13 protein-coding genes are annotated in these 16,012 nt (G+C 71.5%); 4 read left to right on the top strand and 9 right to left on the bottom strand.

All coding sequences use genetic code 11. From position 1 onward, the window contains the following. Positions 1-108: 108 nt before the first annotated feature. Together ACFVYE_RS38140 and ACFVYE_RS38135 are read right to left on the bottom strand one after the other, a co-directional pair. Positions 109-927, bottom strand: coding sequence for an inositol monophosphatase family protein (locus ACFVYE_RS38140; protein WP_389608479.1), 819 nt, complete (start codon positions 925-927; stop codon positions 109-111). A 37-nt stretch (positions 928-964) separates the two neighbouring features. Continuing rightward, positions 965-2,092 carry a ferrochelatase gene (locus ACFVYE_RS38135; protein ID WP_389608478.1) on the bottom strand — a complete coding sequence of 376 codons (1,128 nt, stop codon included), beginning with the start codon at positions 2,090-2,092 and terminating at the stop codon, positions 965-967. A 152-nt stretch (positions 2,093-2,244) separates the two neighbouring features. On the opposite strand from ACFVYE_RS38135, the gene ACFVYE_RS38130 reads away from it, so the two are divergent. Together ACFVYE_RS38130 and ACFVYE_RS38125 are read left to right on the top strand one after the other, a co-directional pair. Next, entirely contained in the window at positions 2,245-3,492 is a 1,248-nt protein-coding gene (locus tag ACFVYE_RS38130; RefSeq protein ID WP_383965444.1) for an MFS transporter, read from the top strand. Further along, positions 3,449-4,771 carry a D-arabinono-1,4-lactone oxidase gene (locus ACFVYE_RS38125; RefSeq protein WP_389608477.1) on the top strand — a complete coding sequence of 441 codons (1,323 nt, stop codon included), beginning with the start codon at positions 3,449-3,451 and terminating at the stop codon, positions 4,769-4,771. The genes ACFVYE_RS38130 and ACFVYE_RS38125 overlap by 44 nt, the downstream gene beginning before the upstream one ends. A 13-nt stretch (positions 4,772-4,784) precedes the next feature. On the opposite strand, the gene ACFVYE_RS38120 is transcribed toward ACFVYE_RS38125, so the two are convergent. Continuing rightward, on the bottom strand, positions 4,785-5,738 hold the full coding sequence (locus ACFVYE_RS38120; RefSeq protein ID WP_383965438.1) for a hypothetical protein: 954 nt from the start codon (positions 5,736-5,738) through the stop codon (positions 4,785-4,787). Positions 5,739-6,235: 497 nt separating this feature from the next. Here ACFVYE_RS38120 and sepH point away from each other — a divergent pair, with 497 nt between their 5' ends. Continuing rightward, complete coding sequence (gene sepH / locus ACFVYE_RS38115) at positions 6,236-7,303, top strand: septation protein SepH (protein WP_389608476.1); 1,068 nt, start codon at positions 6,236-6,238, stop codon at positions 7,301-7,303. Positions 7,304-7,490: 187 nt separating this feature from the next. Here the strand turns inward: sepH and ACFVYE_RS38110 are convergent, their stop codons facing one another. Next, on the bottom strand, positions 7,491-8,318 hold the full coding sequence (locus tag ACFVYE_RS38110) for a sulfurtransferase (protein WP_383965433.1): 828 nt from the start codon (positions 8,316-8,318) through the stop codon (positions 7,491-7,493). Between the two features lie 233 nt (positions 8,319-8,551). Between ACFVYE_RS38110 and ACFVYE_RS38105 the strand changes: the two genes are divergently transcribed. Further along, a complete protein-coding gene (locus ACFVYE_RS38105; protein WP_383965430.1) occupies positions 8,552-9,328 on the top strand; it encodes a VOC family protein in 777 nt (258 codons plus the stop codon). 22 nt (positions 9,329-9,350) lie between these two features. Here ACFVYE_RS38105 and ACFVYE_RS38100 read toward each other — a convergent pair whose 3' ends face one another. The 5 genes from ACFVYE_RS38100 to ACFVYE_RS38080 form a co-directional block, all read right to left on the bottom strand. Continuing rightward, positions 9,351-10,229: a PaaX family transcriptional regulator C-terminal domain-containing protein gene (locus tag ACFVYE_RS38100; RefSeq protein ID WP_383965427.1), complete on the bottom strand. Its 879-nt coding sequence runs from the start codon at positions 10,227-10,229 to the stop codon at positions 9,351-9,353. Positions 10,230-10,272: 43 nt separating this feature from the next. Further along, entirely contained in the window at positions 10,273-10,923 is a 651-nt protein-coding gene (locus ACFVYE_RS38095) for a thymidine kinase (RefSeq protein ID WP_093898947.1), read from the bottom strand. A gap of 81 nt (positions 10,924-11,004) precedes the next feature. Continuing rightward, the gene (locus tag ACFVYE_RS38090) at positions 11,005-12,192 is read right to left on the bottom strand and encodes an alkaline phosphatase family protein (RefSeq protein WP_383965423.1); all 1,188 of its coding nucleotides are present in this window, start codon (positions 12,190-12,192) and stop codon (positions 11,005-11,007) included. Beyond that, positions 12,192-12,788: a DUF5998 family protein gene (locus ACFVYE_RS38085; protein WP_093898945.1), complete on the bottom strand. Its 597-nt coding sequence runs from the start codon at positions 12,786-12,788 to the stop codon at positions 12,192-12,194. Before ACFVYE_RS38085 ends, ACFVYE_RS38090 begins: the two co-directional genes overlap by 1 nt. A gap of 129 nt (positions 12,789-12,917) precedes the next feature. Next, complete coding sequence (locus tag ACFVYE_RS38080; RefSeq protein WP_389608475.1) at positions 12,918-15,872, bottom strand: GNAT family N-acetyltransferase; 2,955 nt, start codon at positions 15,870-15,872, stop codon at positions 12,918-12,920. Between the last annotated feature and the right edge of the window lie 140 nt (positions 15,873-16,012).

Here is a 16,012-nt window from a genome sequence, read left to right as displayed (position 1 = left end):
TTTCAATGCGCCCCCACCGGGGTGTGCGCGGGGGGCCCCGCCCCCCTGCGCCCCAACCGGGGCGCGGGCCCCCTACCCCCGCGCCGGAAGGACCCGGTCGACCTCGGTCTAGTCGTGCCAGGCTCCGAACTCCTCCAGGAGGCCCTGCAGCGGCTCGAAGACACCCGGCGTCGCGGCGACCGTCAGCTCACCGTCGGCGGGCAGCCCGGGACGGCCGCCGGTGCGGGCGCCCGCCTCGCGGGCGATGAGGTCGCCGGCCGCCAGGTCCCACGGGTGGAGCCCGCGCTCGTAGTAGCCGTCGAGGCGGCCGGATGCCACATCGCAGAGGTCCACGGCGGCTGAGCCGCTGCGCCGGATGTCACGCAGCTGCGGGATCAGCTTCTGGGCCACGTCCGCCTGGTGCGTACGGACGTGACTCACGTAGTTGAAGCCGGTCGAGACGAGCGCCTGGTCGAGCGGCGGCGCGGGCCGGCAGCGCAGCGCGGTGCCTTCGCCGTACGCACCGCCCTTCGCGTATGCACCGCCGCCGAGCACCGCCTGGTACGTCTCACGGCGCATCGGGGCCTCCACCACGCCCACGACCCGCTCGCCGTCCCGCTCGGCGGCGATGGAGACGGCCCAGGTCGGCAGTCCGTACAGGTAGTTCACGGTGCCGTCGAGCGGATCGACGACCCAGCGGATACCGCTGCTGCCCGCTGCGTTCGCCCCTTCCTCGCCGAGAATGCCGTCCTGGGGCCGGCGCTCGGTGAGAAAGCCGGTGATCAGCTTCTCGGCGGCGATGTCCATCTCGGTGACGACGTCGATCGGGCTGGACTTGGTCGCGGCCACCCCCAGATCGGCCGGGCGGCCGTCGCGCAGCAGCGCACCGGCACGGCGGGCGGCCTCCAGGGCGAGGTCGAGCAGTTCGGACAGGTTCGGGTCGGTCACGGCGCTCCAGGGCTCTCAGACGTATGGCAGGGGCTTCTTACACGTACGGGCTGTCGGCGCCCGCAGCGGCCGGCTTGAGGGCCCGGGCCGGGCAGCAGCCGACCGGGCAGAGGTCATGGCTCGGGCCGAGCGCGCCGAGCGCACACCGCTGCGCGACGCGTCCCTGCTCGGTGGCGCCGCGCTCCAGCACCAGTTCTCGCACGGCCGCGGCGAAGCGCGGGTCGGCGCCCACGGTCGCGGACCTGCGCACCGGAAGTCCGAGCTCGGCGGCCTTCGCGGTGGCCTCCGTGTCGAGGTCGTACAGCACTTCCATGTGGTCCGAGACGAAACCGATGGGGGCCATCACCACGGCGGGGACGCCTTCGCCGTGCAACGTCTCCAGGTGGTCGCAGATGTCGGGCTCCAGCCACGGGATGTGCGGGGCGCCGCTGCGGGACTGGTAGACGAGCTGCCAGGGGTGCTCGACGCCGGTCTCCTCGCGCACCGCGTCGACGATCAGGCGGGCGACGTCCAGGTGTTCGGCGACATAGGCGCCGCCGTCGCCGTGCTCCTCCACGGGGCCGGAGGTGTCGGCGGCGGAGGTGGGGATGGAGTGCGTGGTGAAGGCGAGGTGCGCCCCCGCCCGTACGTCCTCGGGGAGGTCTGCCAGGGAGGCGAGGACGCCGTCCACCATGGGCCGTACGAACCCGGGATGGTTGAAGTAGTGCCGGAGCTTGTCGACCCGGGGCACACGCAGCCCCTCGGCCTCCAGGGCGGCCAGCGACTCGGCGAGGTTCTCGCGGTACTGCCGGCAGCCGGAGTAGGAGGCGTATGCGCTGGTGGCGAGGACTGCGATGCGGCGGTGTCCGTCCGCGGTCATCTCGCGCAGGGTGTCGGTGAGGTACGGCGCCCAGTTGCGATTGCCCCAGTACACCGGCAGATCGAGTCCGTGCTCCGCGAAATCCTTGCGCAGGGCGTCCAGCAGGGCCCTGTTCTGGGCATTGATCGGGCTGACGCCGCCGAACAGGAAGTAGTGCTTGCCGACTTCCTTCAGGCGCTCCTCGGGGATGCCACGGCCACGGGTCACGTTCGCCAGGAACGGGACCACGTCGTCCGGGCCTTCGGGGCCGCCGAAGGAGAGCAGCAGCAGGGCGTCATAGGGAGCGGGATCGCGCAGATCGGACATGGCATCGATCCTGCCACTCGCCTCGGACAGCGTTCCCATCGACATCGGCCCCCGGCCCACCCCGATGTCGGACGGACCTACCCGACCGTAAGCTGTATCGGCTACGTTCACGCATTACAGATGCGTGCGATCACGCCGTTCCGGAGTCCTCCTTGCCCAGTCCCTACCGCGCGATTTTCGCCGCCCCCGGCACCAAGGGGTTCTCGGCGGCCGGATTCCTCGGCCGGATGCCGCTGTCCATGATGGGCATCGGTGTGGTCACCATGGTTTCCCAGCTCACCGGCCGTTACGGGCTCGCGGGCGCGCTCTCCGCGACGCTGGCGATGTCGGCGGCGGTGATCGGGCCGCTGATCTCCCGGCTCGTCGACCGGCACGGGCAGAGCCGTGTCCTGCGTCCCGCCACCCTGGTCGCGCTGGCGGCGGTGGCCGGTCTCCTGATCTGCGCGCAGCAGCGGCTGGCGGACTGGACGCTCTTCGTCTTCGCGGCGGGCGCCGGCTGCGTCCCCAGCGTGGGTTCGATGATCCGGGCCCGCTGGGCGGAGATCTACCGCGGTTCGCCGCGGCAGCTGCACACCGCGTACTCGTGGGAGTCGATCGTCGACGAGGTGTGCTTCATCTTCGGTCCGATCATCTCGATCGGTCTGTCCACCGCCTGGTTCCCCGAGGCGGGGCCGCTTCTCGCCGCAGGGTTCCTGCTGGTCGGTGTCTTCTGGCTGACCGCCCAGCGCGCCACCGAGCCGGTGCCGCATCCGCGCGAGCAGCACACCGGCGGTTCCGCGCTGCGCTCGCGGGGCCTCCAGGTGCTCGTGGTCACGTTCGTGGCGACCGGTGCGATCTTCGGGGCAGTCGACGTGGTGACGGTGGCCTTCGCCGAGGAGCAGGGTCACAAGGCCGCGGCGAGCCTCGTGCTGGCCGTGTACGCGCTGGGGTCCTGCCTGGCCGGAGCGGTCTTCGGTCTGCTGCACCTCAAGGGGAAGCCGTCCACCCGGTGGCTGGTGGGTGTGTGTGCGATGGCCGTGAGTATGATCCCCCTCCAACTGGCCGGGAACCTCCCGTTTCTGGCCGTGGCGCTCTTTGTCGCGGGCCTCGCCATCGCACCGACGATGGTCACCACCATGGCCCTCGTCGAGCAGCACGTACCGCGCACCGAACTGACCGAGGGCATGACCTGGACCAGCACCGGGCTCGCCGTCGGTGTGGCGCTCGGCTCCTCGGCCGCAGGCTGGGTGGTCGACGCGTCCGGGGCCGAGGCGGGGTACGTGGTGCCCGCCGTGGCGGGAGCGCTCGCGGCCGCGGTGGCGTTCCTGGGGTATCGCCGGCTCAGCGGGCCGGTTCCTACGGAAGGGCGCGGGGAAGATGACCGACACCGACGCACGGACGACGACGAGTGCGTGGCGTAACTGGGCGGGGAACGTCAGCGCCCGTCCGGTACGGGCCGTGTCCCCCGCCTCCGTGGCGGAGCTCGCCGAGGTACTGCGCCGCGCGTCCGAGGACGGTCTGAGGGTCAAGCCGGTCGGCACCGGGCACTCCTTCACCGCGACGGCGGCCACCGACGGTGTGCTGATCCGACCGGATCTGCTCACCGGTATCCGGGAGATCGATCGCAAGGCGATGACGGTGACCGTCGAGGCAGGCACCCCGCTGAAGCGGCTGAACACCGCCCTGGCGCGAGAGGGCCTGTCGCTCACCAACATGGGCGACATCATGGAGCAGACGGTCGCCGGCGCCACTTCGACCGGCACCCATGGCACCGGCCGCGACTCGGCGTCCATATCCGCGCAGATCCGTGCCCTCGAACTGGTGACGGCCGACGGCACGGTGCTGACCTGTTCGGAGAAGGAGAACGCCGACATCTTCGCCGTCGCCCGGATCGGGCTCGGCGCCCTGGGTGTCGTCACGGCGATCACCTTCGCCGTGGAGCCGGTCTTCCTGCTGACGGCCCGTGAGGAGCCGATGAGCTTCGACCGGGTCACGGGCGACTTCGACGAACTGGTCGCCGAGAACGAACACTTCGAGTTCTACTGGTTCCCGCACACCGGCAACTGCAACACCAAGCGCAACAACCGCAGCGCGGGCCCCGCCGCCCCGCCCGGAAAGGTCAGCGGCTGGATCGAGGACGAGCTCCTCTCCAACGGGATCTTCCAGGTGGCCTGTTCGCTCGGCCGGGCGGTCCCCGCCGCCATCCCGTCGATCGCCAAGCTCTCCAGCCGCGCCCTGTCGGCCCGTACGTACACCGACATCCCGTACAAGGTCTTCACCAGCCCGCGCCGGGTCCGCTTCGTGGAGATGGAGTACGCGCTGCCGCGCGAGGCCGTCGTGGAGGCGCTGCGCGAGGTCAAGGCGATGGTCGAGCGTTCACCCCTGCGGATCAGCTTCCCGGTGGAGGTCCGTACCGCCCCCGCGGACGACATCGCGCTCTCCACGGCCTCGGGCCGTCAGAGCGCGTACATCGCCGTCCATCTGTACAAGGGCACGCCCTACCAGGCGTACTTCACCGCCGTCGAGCGGATCATGACCGCCCACGCCGGCCGCCCGCACTGGGGCAAGGTCAACACCCGCGACGCCGAGTACCTCGCCGGGGTGTACCCGCGGTTCGGCGAGTTCACCACCGTACGCGACCGGCTGGACCCGGACCGCCTCTTCGGCAACGACTATCTGCGCCGGGTGCTGGGCGACTGAGCGTCGCGGCCGTTCACCGCTCGGCGTCCGTGCCCGCGGTGGCGCGGTCGCCCTGCACCGGGGCATCGCCCGCACCCGTGGTGTCCGGGCCGGCTGTGCTGCCGTCGCCGGGCGCCGCCGGGGAGGGAGTGGTCGCCGGGGACGGATTCGTCTGGCCACCGGTGTTGTCGGACGGCGTGGGGCTGGGCGTCGGATCGGCAGAGGAACCGTCGCCCTGACCGGATTCCGGATTCCGGCTCTGTCCGCCCTGCGAGTCCGTACCCGGCGTCGCGCCGCTCTCCTGGCCCGGGGTCTTCCCCTGGCCGGGGTCGGTGCTGGTCGCCGGTGCCGGGTCGTTCGCCCCGGAGCCCCGCTCCCCGCCTCGTACGACGGAGCCGACGGTCGTTCCCTTGCCACCGCTCAGGTCGTTGCCGGAGACCAGTTCGAACGTGGTGATGCCGGCCATCGTCACGGCGAAGACCACGACCGCCCCGAGCGCCGACCGCTTCCAGCCACGGATGCGGGTGCCGTGGGTGGTGGCCTCGGAGAACTCCTCGTCCGGGTCCGGGCGCCCCGTGGTGAGCGGCTGGGTCCCGTCGAGCGGCCTCAGCAACTGCGTACGGTCCGGATCGTCTGCCACGTTGCGCAGTACGGTCGTGGCATCCGTATCGCGCTGCACGGTCGTGGCGAAGCGCGCACCGCCCGTCTCACGCGTATGTACGGTCACCTCTCGGCCCGGGTGCTTCACCTGGACCGTGACCTCGCGGATCTGCTCCCCCGTGCGGCGGAAGAAGTGCTGGAAGACCGAACCGCCGCACGTGGCGACGATGCTCATCACTCCGGCACCGAGGATCGTTCCGTACACGCCCAGTTGGGAGGCCGCCACCGCTGCCGCGACTGCTGCCACGGCACTGCCCGCCACCTGCGGCAGGCTCAGATCTATACGCCTTTCTTTGGGTTCTATGTCACTTTCTGGCTTCTGCACCATTTCCAGCCCTTGATTGACATCTCTCCCACCATGCAACAGGAAGGGACATTTGAGCGAAGTGAATAGTTCCACTTCGGGAGATTCTGTGAAGCAGGACACGCATGAAGGTCGCCCCGCACCCGGCCGGGTAGCTCAACTCCCGCACCTCACGAGAACTTCGGCGGCGCGGCGGTCCACCCACATGGCCCGAATGGAGTACTGTGGCGAGCCCTGGGGCCGGACTCCCGCGTGGGTGTCCGGGATCTTCGGGAGGGGGCCGAAGGAGGCACTCGATCCGGCGGCGCCACGGCATCGCACGGGGACTGGCAACGCAAAGTAACCATCGGTCACTTTATGTTGCACAATAGGTCACCGTGTCATACCGGCGATCAAGGGCTCACGCCCGACACGCCGGGCAACACGGCAATGTTGTGGCAGGCTGCACCCGGGCAGGCCACACTCGACTAGCGGAAGCAGCGACGCACGTGACGTCGGCAGGCACCACCCGGGAGGTCCCCATGCCCGAACTGCGTGTCGTGGCCGTCTCCAACGACGGCACACGACTGGTGCTCAAGGCTGCGGACAGCACGGAGTACACGCTTCCGATCGACGAGCGGCTCCGAGCCGCCGTGCGCAACGACCGCGCGCGGCTCGGCCAGATCGAGATCGAGGTGGAGAGCCACCTCCGCCCCCGCGACATCCAGGCCCGGATACGAGCCGGTGCCTCCGCGGAGGAGGTAGCTCAGTTCGCCGGGATTCCGGTCGACCGTGTCCGCCGCTTCGAGGGCCCCGTGCTCGCGGAGCGTGCCTTCATGGCCGAGCGGGCCCGGAAGACTCCTGTGCGCCGTCCCGGCGAGAACACCGGCCCCCAGCTCGGCGAAGCGGTGCAGGAGCGGCTGCTGCTGCGCGGCGCCGACAAGGAGACCGTCCAGTGGGACTCCTGGCGCCGCGACGACGGCACCTGGGAAGTCCTGCTGGTCTACCGGGTCGCGGGCGAGCCGCACTCGGCGAGCTGGACGTACGACCCGCCGCGTCGGCTGGTCCAGGCCGTGGACGACGAGGCACGTTCGCTGATCGGCGAGACCGACGATGTCGCCGCGCCCGAACCGAGCTTCCCGTTCGTGCCGCGGATTGCCCGGCTGCCCCGCGACCGGCCGCTGGACCGTGCCCTGAACCGCCAGATGGAGCGCCCCACGGCGCCGGCACCCGTGTCCGAGCCGGAGGAACACATCGGCGGCATCTCGGCCGGCGAGCGCGATTCGCTGACCAGCCTGCTGGAGGCGGTACCGAGCTTCCGCGGCGACATGGTGGTGCCGGAGCGGCCCGCACCGCCCGAGCCTCCGGCCATCGAGCCCGCCGTGCAGGAGCCGGAGGCCGATGAGCCGCCGGCCGCGGCAGCCTCCGCAGGCGCCGGTTCCGCCTACGCGGATGTGCTCATGCCGCGAGCGGTGGCCGGCCATCGCGACCGGCTGACCGGGACGACGGACCGCCAGGCCGAGGCGGACGGCGTCCGGCCGGGCCGCCGGGCCGCCGTGCCGAGCTGGGACGAGATCGTCTTCGGTACGCGCCGGAAGAAGCAGGACTGAGCGGGGTGACCGCAGCATGACGAGGGCCCGTACGCCGCTGCGTACGGGCCCTCGTGCGGCATGCGGGCCTCATGCCGTGCGCGCCGCTCGTGTCGCATGCGTCCCTCGTGCCGCGCGTGCCGCTCGTGCCGTGCGCTTACGGAACTCGTCGTGGCGGTTCCTTGCCCTCGGGCCGGTGCGCGCTCCGTTACTGGGGGTCGGGGCCCTTTGCGACCGGGCGGGACTCGTCACCGGACCACTCGGACCAGGAGCCCGCGTACAGCGCCGCAGGGATCCCGGCAACGGCCAGGGCCAGCACCTCATGGGCGGCGGAGACGCCGGAGCCGCAGTAGACGCCCACCTCCGGCGCCCGGCCGGCACCGAGCTTCTCGAAGCGGGCCACCAGCGATTCGGCGGGCAGGAATCGGCCGCCGTCCCCCGCGTTCTCGGAGGTCGGGGCCGAGACGGCACCCGGGATGTGGCCGCCCACCCGGTCGATCGGCTCCACATCACCCCGGTAGCGTTCGGCGGCTCGCGCGTCGAGCAGCAGACCCGAGCGGGCCAGCACCGCCGCCCCGTCCGCGTCCAGCAGCGGCAGAGCGCCGGGGGCGGGCCGGAAGTCACCCTCGGCCGGGGTCGGGCTCTCCGTCTGGAGCTCCCCCTCCCAGGCCGCGAGACCGCCGTCCAGGACCCGGACGTCCTCGTGCCCTGTCCAGCGCAGCAGCCACCATGCGCGCGCCGCCGCCCAGCTCTGGCCGCCGTCGTAAACGACCACGGGAGTGTCCCGGGAGACACCGGCTCGGCGCATCACCGCGCCGAATTCCTCCGGATCGGGCAGCGGGTGACGGCCGCCGCTGCCTGCCGGACCGGCAAGTTCCGCATCAAGATCGACGAATACCGCACCGGGAATGTGCCCGGCCTCGTAGCCAGGACGGCCGTGCGGGCCGCCGAGCTGCCAACGTACGTCCAGGAGCACCGGCGGACGTGGCCCCGCCGACTCGCTCGCGCATTCGGATGCGGTGATGATGGGCTTCATGGGTGCCATCCTCGCGCAGGAGCCGCCCCACCCGTAACACCTTCGAAACGGACGTATCGCATTAAACCGGTCTCTCTCTGTCGAGATCCCGGAAAGTGCGGCGCGGCCGGGGCACATCGTGCGCCGGGTGGTGCAAGCATCTGCACGGGGCGTACACATCCTGTACCGCACGGCGACACACCGGCCCCGTTCCCCCCGTACGGCCACCACGATGGTCCGAGGAGAGAGTGACGATGACCGAGGCTGCCGCTCGGCGCACGCCTGGAACACCATGCTGGGTGAGTCTGATCGTGCACGGCCTGAGCACGACCCAGGACTTCTACGCCGATCTGTTCGGCTGGGAGTTCGTGCCCGGCCCGGACCAGCTGGGTCCGTACGTCCGCGCACTGATCGACGGGAAAGTGGTCGCGGGCATCGGACAGCTGCCGCCCGACCGCCATCTGCCGGTCGCCTGGACGACCTATCTGGCCACCGACGACGCCGATGTCACGGCGGAGATGATCCGCTCCTGCGGCGGCACGGTCGCCGTCGGACCGCTCGACGCGGGCGAGGCGGGCCGGCTCGCCATCGCCTCCGACCCCAGCGGCGCGGTCTTCGGGATCTGGCAGGCCGCCGCACACGTCGGTACGGCGCTCGCGGGAGCCCACGGCACACCGGTCTGGAACGAGCTGGTGACCAGCGAGACCTCGACGGTCTGCAAGTTCTACCAGACGGTTTTCGGCTACGAGGCGGAGGCGGTCGTCTCGGCCGACTTCGACTACCAGACCCTGCATCTGAACGGCCGTCCGGTGGCCTCGCTGCACGGCGTGGGCCGCGCCCTGCCGCGCGACCGGGGCCCCCACTGGATGACGTACTTCGAGGTCACCGACACCGACGCGGCCGCGCACCGCGTGGTGGAGCTCGGCGGATACATCCTGCAGCCGGTCCGGGAGGGGTCGAACGGCCGGGTGGCGACCGTGGCCGACCCGGAGGGTGCGGTGTTCACGATCGTACGGACGGCCGCTCGCTGAGCCGCCGGGCCGCGAGGGCGGGTCAGCCGGCCCGGACCCGTTCGACATGCCGATGGGCGGGGCCGGCCAGCCGGGCGTGCAACTCGTCGAAGAGTTCGGACGCCTCGGTTCCGCTCCACTCGGCCGGCAGCAGCTCACGCGCCACACCGGGGTCGAGGTAGACGAGCCGGCGCCAGTCGGTGAGAACCCTGATGTACGTCGTGAACGCCTCGCGATCCGTCCCCGGGCTCCCGCTCGCGATCCGCTGGGCCACCGGCCGGTGCACCGCGAGGAATTCGACGTACAGCCGCTGCAGCCGGACGGTGTCCCACCAGGAGCGCACCTTCGCCGCGAGGTCACCGCTCCCGTCCGTACCCCCGCCCACTGACAGATAGTCGGCCCGGAAGAGGTCGGCGTACGAGCGCAGCCCGTGCCGGGCCAGCATGTCCTCCGCCTCGTCGTGCACATGTCCCGGTGCGATCCACACCCCGGCGGACACGGAACCGAAGCCGAGCCGGGTGAGCTGGGTGCGCAGGGTGTGCCGCTTGGCCCGTTCGGACTCGGGCACCGAGAAGACGACCAGCACCCAGCCCTCGTCCACGGTGGCCCGCCGGGCCGCGAAGATCCGCGGATCGCCGTCGCGCAGAATCCGCTCGGTCTCGGGTGAGATCCGGTATCCGGCGGCTCCGGAGACCGATTCGGCTTCGAGCAGTCCGGCGCGCTTCAGCCTGGAGACCGAAGACCGTACGGTCGGCCCCTCCACGCCGAGGTCGGCGAGCAGCTGGATCAGCGAGGCCACGGACATCCAGCCTTCGGTGTCGCGTGCGTACAGCCCGTAGACCGTCACGATCAGCTGCCTCGGCTGCACCTTGCCCAGCGGGCCCGATCCGGACTCGGCCTCTTTTCCGCTCACCGTGTTCACAGCGTCATCCTAAGCATCCGCACCCGACACCCGAGGGGGCGGTTCAGGCAGAGGTGACGGGCAGCACGTCCGGTGAGAGCGCGGCCGCGCGGGCGCTCGCACTGGTCGTCCTGCGCTGGTGGTGACGCCGGCACAGCACCTCGTAACCGACCTCGCCCGCCTGCTGGTTGACGTCTCCCACGACCACCTGGGCACCTTCGACGACCATCTCGCCGCCGACCGTTCGGGCGTTGTGCGTGGCCCGTGCGCCGCACCAGCAGAGCGCCTCGACCTGGAGCGTCTCGACCCGGTCGGCCAGTTCGATCAGACGCTGGGATCCGGGGAACAGCTTGGTCCGGAAGTCGGTGGTGATGCCGAACGCGAAGACGTCCATGCCGAGGTCGTCGACGATACGGGCGAGCTGGTCGATCTGGACGGGAGCCAGGAACTGCGCCTCGTCCACGATCACGTAGTCCGCCCGGCCGCCCCGGCTGATGAGGTCGACGAGGTGCGCGTACAGATCCATGCCCTCATCGGCCTCGACGGCCTCGGTGACCAGCCCCAGCCGTGAGGAGAGCTTGCCCTCCCCCGCCCGGTCGTCGCGGGTGAAGATCACGCCTTGCAGGCCGCGCGCCGAACGGTTGTGGCCGATCTGCAGCGCCAGCGTGCTCTTTCCGCAGTCCATCGTTCCGGAGAAGAACACAAGCTCGGGCATGAGGGGCTGAGCACCTTTCGGGCGGGGCATAGCAGGGCGGAAGAAACGTTGGTGAGGAAACGCCGGCGAGGGAAAACGCGCCTACGAGCGTACTTCGAGCAGCGGGACGAGCTGCTCGACGGGGGTCATCGAACCATGCATGCCGACCATCGCGGACTCGTGCGGCTCATTGACCGAAGCGGTGATCACCACGTCGTCGCGGGCCGCCGCGACGACGTCGCCGATCCTGCCGTGGACACGTTCGTCGATCTTCGGGCCGAACCAGCCGGCCGCGATCGCCTCGTCCCGGCTCGCCACCCAGAACTGCTCGCCGAGCACTTCCCGCCAGACGGTCAGCACATCGCTCTCGGCCCCCGGGACGGCGTACACATGACGGGCCCGGCCCTCGCCGCCGAGCAGGGCGACGCCCGCGCGCAGCTCCCAGTCCTCGTCGAAGTCGATCCGGGACTGCTCGTCGAAGGGGATGTCGATCATGCCGTGGTCGGCGGTGATGTACAGCGCCGAGCGGGGCGGGAGCTGTTCGGCCAGCCGCCGGGCCAGGCCGTCCACGTACATCAGCTGTCCGCGCCAGGCGTCGGAGTCGACGCCGAAGCGATGGCCCTTGCCGTCGACCTCGCTGTAGTACGTGTAGACGAGCGACCGGTCACCTGCGGCGAGCCGTTCGGCGGCGACATCCATCCGCTCCTCGCCGGCCAGCCGGCCGAGGAACGAGCCCCCGCTGAGCGCGATCTTGGTGAGCGGAGTCTGCTCGAAGGCGGGGGCGGAGACCTGGGCGGTGCGCACACCGGCGGCGTCGGCGAGCTTGAAGACGGTGGGGTACGGCTGCCAGGCCTTCGGCGAGGTCCAGGGCTGCCAGCGGAGCTGGTTCATCAGCTCGCCGGTCTCCGGATTGCGCGCGGTGTAGCCGGGAAGGCCGTGCTCCCCCGGCGGAAGTCCGGTGCCGACCGAGGCCAGTGAGGTCGCGGTGGTGGCCGGGAAGCCCGCCGTGATCGGACGGCCGGTGCCGCCACGCGAGGTGGGCAGCAGGGAGTGAAGAAACGGTGCCTCGTCCGGGTGGGCCTTGATCTGCTCCCAGCCGAGACCGTCTATCAGGAACACGCAGTTCCGGTCGGCAGGGGTGAGTTCGGGGATCGCGGCGGTGAAGCCGGGTACGCCCTGTCCGGCGGCGAGCGTGGGCAGCAGATCGCAGAGCGAGCCGCTGCCGTACTCCGGGACGGGGGCGGTGTCGACGGGGAGCAGAACGGGGTCCTGCCAGGCCGGCTGGGCCATCAGCGGCCGGTCGCCGCGGTCGCGGCCGTGGCCTCGGAGAGCGCCTGGGCGAAGGCGAGGGTCTGGCGCACGGTGTCCGGGCCGTCACCGGCCTCGCTGACCCGCAGGCTCAGATCGTCAGCGGTGGAGCTGCCGGTGTAGCCGTGGTCGGCCTCGCAGTTGGGGTCGCCGCAGGCGGCCGGCTCCAGGTCGATCCGGGAGACCGCGCCCCATCCGATGGTGAGGACGACCTCGCGGGGCAGCGTGCCCGGTACGTACTTCTCGGGGTTGGCCACGACACGGCTGACCACGACCGACGAGATCCGGTCGAGCTTGACCGACTCGGTGGAGGTGGTGGCGTACGGCGTCGGGGAGCTGGTGTCCGCGTTCTGCTCGTCGGTGTGGCTGACGATGAAACGGTTGTCCGTCAGGACCAGGACCGTGACGTGGCGGCGCACCTCGTTGGAGTCGAAGGTGGTCTCCTGGTGCACCAGGTACGAAGCGACCGGCTCACCGCCCACGGCGGCCTCCACCGCCTCGGCCACGAGGGCCGGGTAGTAGCCGCTGCGCTCGATCGCCGCGCGCAGCCCCTGGGTCGTCGTACCGGTCTTTGCCATGAGGACCATCCTACGGGGGACGGATGACTGCCGGGGACGTTGTGCGGCAGGGCGGACCGGGGCCCCGGCGGTGAAGGGACCCGGTTTCGCGCCCGTCCGGCGATCGGGGACGAAACGGTGCGCCGCCGGTCAGTAGTTGGGGAGGCGGCGGGGGCCGAGGTCGGTGCGGGCCGGGGGCGGCGAGAGCCGGACGCTCGCGCCGAGGACGGTCAGCCCCTGGGTGGCGACCACGACCGGTTCCAGGGCGATGGAGACCACCTCGGGATGGTCGTCGACCAGCCGGGACACCCGCAGCAGCAGCTCTTCCAGCGCCGCGGTGTCCACGGGCGCCGCGCCACGCCAGCCGAACAGCACCGGCGCCGCCCGGATGGACCGGATCAGCTCGGCGGCGTCGCGGTCGGTGGCCGGAACGAGGCGGTGTGCGGTGTCGCCGAGGAGTTCGGAGGGCGCGCCTGCGAGCCCGAAGGAGAGGACGGCACCCGCCGCCGGGTCGATCGTGGCCCGTACGACGGTGTCGACGCCGCGCGGCGCCATGGCCTGGACGACGGGCTGGAGCTCGGCGGGCTTGCCGAGCAGGTCGGTCAGTTCGCCGTACGCCCGGCGCAACGCGCTCTCGTTGGCGAGGTCCAGCCGGACACCGCCGAGATCGGCACGGTGACGCAGATGGGGTGCGGTGGTCTTGAGCGCCACGGGATAGCCGAGCTGTGCCGCCGCGGCGACAGCGGCTTCCGGGTCGGGGGCCGGCAGCGTCGGCCGTACGGTGATGCCGTAGCGGCCCAGGAGTTCGCGCGCCTCGTCGTGTGTGAGCGGTCTGCCCCGCGGGTCGGGGCCGGGGCCGAGGAGGGTGTCGATCAGCTCGGCGGCGCCCGGCTCGTCGATGGTGTCGTCGAGGAACTCGGGCACCTTGCCGGGCACGGCGGCCTGCCGTCGCCACTGCGCGTACCTCACCGCTTCGGCCAGGGCACGCACGGCCCGTTCGGCGGCGGGGTAGGCGGGAATCCGGCCGATCCGGATGCCGGGAACGCCGTCAGTGCCCGCGGCGGCACCGGCGCCGTCGTCGCTGCCCGCATCGGTGGCGGCGGTGGCTGTGCCGCTGCCGGTTCCGGGTGCTGAGGGGGTACGCGCAGGGGTGGGGCCGGTCGTGGTGGCGGCTCCGGCGCGCGGGGGTGTCGCGGCTGCGGAGGACTGTGTCGAAGGACGCGGCAGTGCGACCGTGCTGGTGGCCGCGGCGAGGGCCTCGGCCAGGCCGCCGATCTCCACATGGACGACGGCCACCGGCTTGGCGGGACCGGCCGCGGCGGCCGCGTGCAGCGCGGTCGCCAGCACCTCGCCGTCGCCCGATTCCGCCTCGCCGTTCTCGCCCACCCACGGGATCGCCGTCACGACCACCGAGTCGCAGCCCTCGTCGGCGAGGGCCTCGGCCAGGGCATCCCGGAAGTCCTGCGGGGTGGCCGCGGTGGTGAGGTCGCGGGGCGGGCGCGGGCGCAGCCCCTCGGCCAGACAGGCGTCGTACGTGAGCAGACCGAGCGATTCGGAGTTGCCGAGGATCGCGACCCGCGGGCCCGCCGGGAGGGGCTGATCGGCGAGGAGGAGACCCGCGTCGACCATCTCCGTCACGGTGTCGACGCGGATCACGCCCGCCTGCCGCATGAGCGCGGAGACCGTCGCGTCCGGGATCCGGCTGACCGGCACCGCATGGCCGGGCGGGGTGGAGCCGCTGTGCCGGGCGCCCTTCACCACGACCACCGGCTTCACGGCCGCGGTGCGCCGCGCGAGGCGGGTGAACTTGCGGGGGTTGCCGAGCGATTCGAGGTACAGCAGGGCGACATCGGTGTCCGGGTCCTCGTACCAGTACTGCAGGAAGTCGTTGCCCGAGATGTCGGCGCGGTTGCCGGCGGAGATGAAGGTGGACAGGCCTGCGCCGCGCCGGTAGAGCCCGGAGAGCAGCGCGATGCCGATCGCTCCGGACTGGGTGAAGAGGCCGATGCGTCCGGGGGCGGGCGGCTCGGGGGCGAGGGAGGCGTTCAGCCGGACGGCTTCGGAGTTGTTGATGACACCGAAGGCGTTCGGGCCGATGATCCGCATCCCGTACGAGCGGGCCTGGCGGACCAGTTCACGCTGCCTTTCCCTGCCTTCGGCGCCCCATTCGGCGTACCCGGCGGAGAGGACGACCAGGCCCTGGACACCGTGCTCACCGCAGTCGGCGACGGCCTCCGGAACCCGGTCGGCAGGGACGGCGACGACCGCTAGATCCACCTGTTCGTCGATCTCGCCGACGGAACGGTGGGCGGGGACACCGTCGATCGTGCCCTGGTCGGCGGCGAAGGCGCGGTTCACTGCGTACGTACGGCCGGTGAAGCCGGCCCCGAGGAGGTTGCGCAGGACCGTGCGGCCGACCCCGCCGGGAGTGCGGCCCGCGCCGATGACGGCGACCGATCCGGGGGCGAGCAGCCGTTGCACGGAGCGCGCCTCGGCCCGCTGCTCACGGCCGCGCTGCACGGCGAGCGACTCTGCGGTCGGTTCGAGGTCCAGGGTGAGATGGACGGAGCCGTCCTCGAAACTGCGCTGCTGGGTGTACCCGGCGTCTCGGAACACCTTGATCATCTTGTTGTTCGCGGGCAGCACCTCGGCAGCGAAGCGGCGGATGCCGCGCTCGCGGGCGACGGCCGCGATGTGTTCGAGGAGCGCCGATGCCACGCCCCGGCCCTGATGCGCGTCCTGGACGAGGAAGGCGACCTCGGCCTCGTCGGCGGGCGCGGAAGCGGGCCTGCCCCGCTCATCGATCCGGTCGTAGCGGACGGTCGCGATGAACTCGCCACCGACCGTGACCGCGAGCCCCACCCGGTCGACGTAGTCGTGATGGGTGAAGCGGTGCACGTCCCTGTCGGACAGACGCGGGTACGGGGCGAAGAACCGGTAGTACTTCGACTCGTCGGAGACCTGCTCGTAGAAGCTGACCAGCCGTTCGGCGTCGTCCGTGGTGATGGGCCTGATCCGGGCGGTTCCGCCGTCGCGGAGGACCACGTCCGCTTCCCAGTGGTCGGGGTACGCGTGATGCGGACTCTGCTCCGGCGAGGGCTGCATGCGCAAAGACTACGGCTCCGTCAGCGGTCGCGTAGGTCTTGGGGCCGGGGCAGTCTGAGGGGGCCGATCGGCGGTGGAGCACGGGTTGTGGGCGTGCCGCAGGTCGGCCGGAGCATCGCGCACCACATGAGAGACTGGTC

The sequence above is a fragment of the Streptomyces sp. NPDC058239 genome (assembly GCF_042882185.1).
Taxonomy (GTDB): domain Bacteria; phylum Actinomycetota; class Actinomycetes; order Streptomycetales; family Streptomycetaceae; genus Streptomyces.
This window is presented reverse-complemented; position numbering and strand designations above follow the sequence as displayed.

Coding starts and splice junctions, on each gene's coding strand:
- ACFVYE_RS38135 (WP_389608478.1), bottom strand. CDS start 2,092: ATGTCCGATCTGCGCGATCCCGCTCCCTATGACGCCCTGCTGCTGCTC.
- ACFVYE_RS38125 (WP_389608477.1), top strand. CDS start 3,449: ATGACCGACACCGACGCACGGACGACGACGAGTGCGTGGCGTAACTGG.
- ACFVYE_RS38120 (WP_383965438.1), bottom strand. CDS start 5,738: ATGGTGCAGAAGCCAGAAAGTGACATAGAACCCAAAGAAAGGCGTATA.
- sepH (WP_389608476.1), top strand. CDS start 6,236: ATGCCCGAACTGCGTGTCGTGGCCGTCTCCAACGACGGCACACGACTG.
- ACFVYE_RS38110 (WP_383965433.1), bottom strand. CDS start 8,318: ATGAAGCCCATCATCACCGCATCCGAATGCGCGAGCGAGTCGGCGGGG.
- ACFVYE_RS38105 (WP_383965430.1), top strand. CDS start 8,552: ATGACCGAGGCTGCCGCTCGGCGCACGCCTGGAACACCATGCTGGGTG.
- ACFVYE_RS38095 (WP_093898947.1), bottom strand. CDS start 10,923: ATGCCCGAGCTTGTGTTCTTCTCCGGAACGATGGACTGCGGAAAGAGC.
- ACFVYE_RS38090 (WP_383965423.1), bottom strand. CDS start 12,192: ATGGCCCAGCCGGCCTGGCAGGACCCCGTTCTGCTCCCCGTCGACACC.
- ACFVYE_RS38085 (WP_093898945.1), bottom strand. CDS start 12,788: ATGGCAAAGACCGGTACGACGACCCAGGGGCTGCGCGCGGCGATCGAG.
- ACFVYE_RS38080 (WP_389608475.1), bottom strand. CDS start 15,872: ATGCAGCCCTCGCCGGAGCAGAGTCCGCATCACGCGTACCCCGACCAC.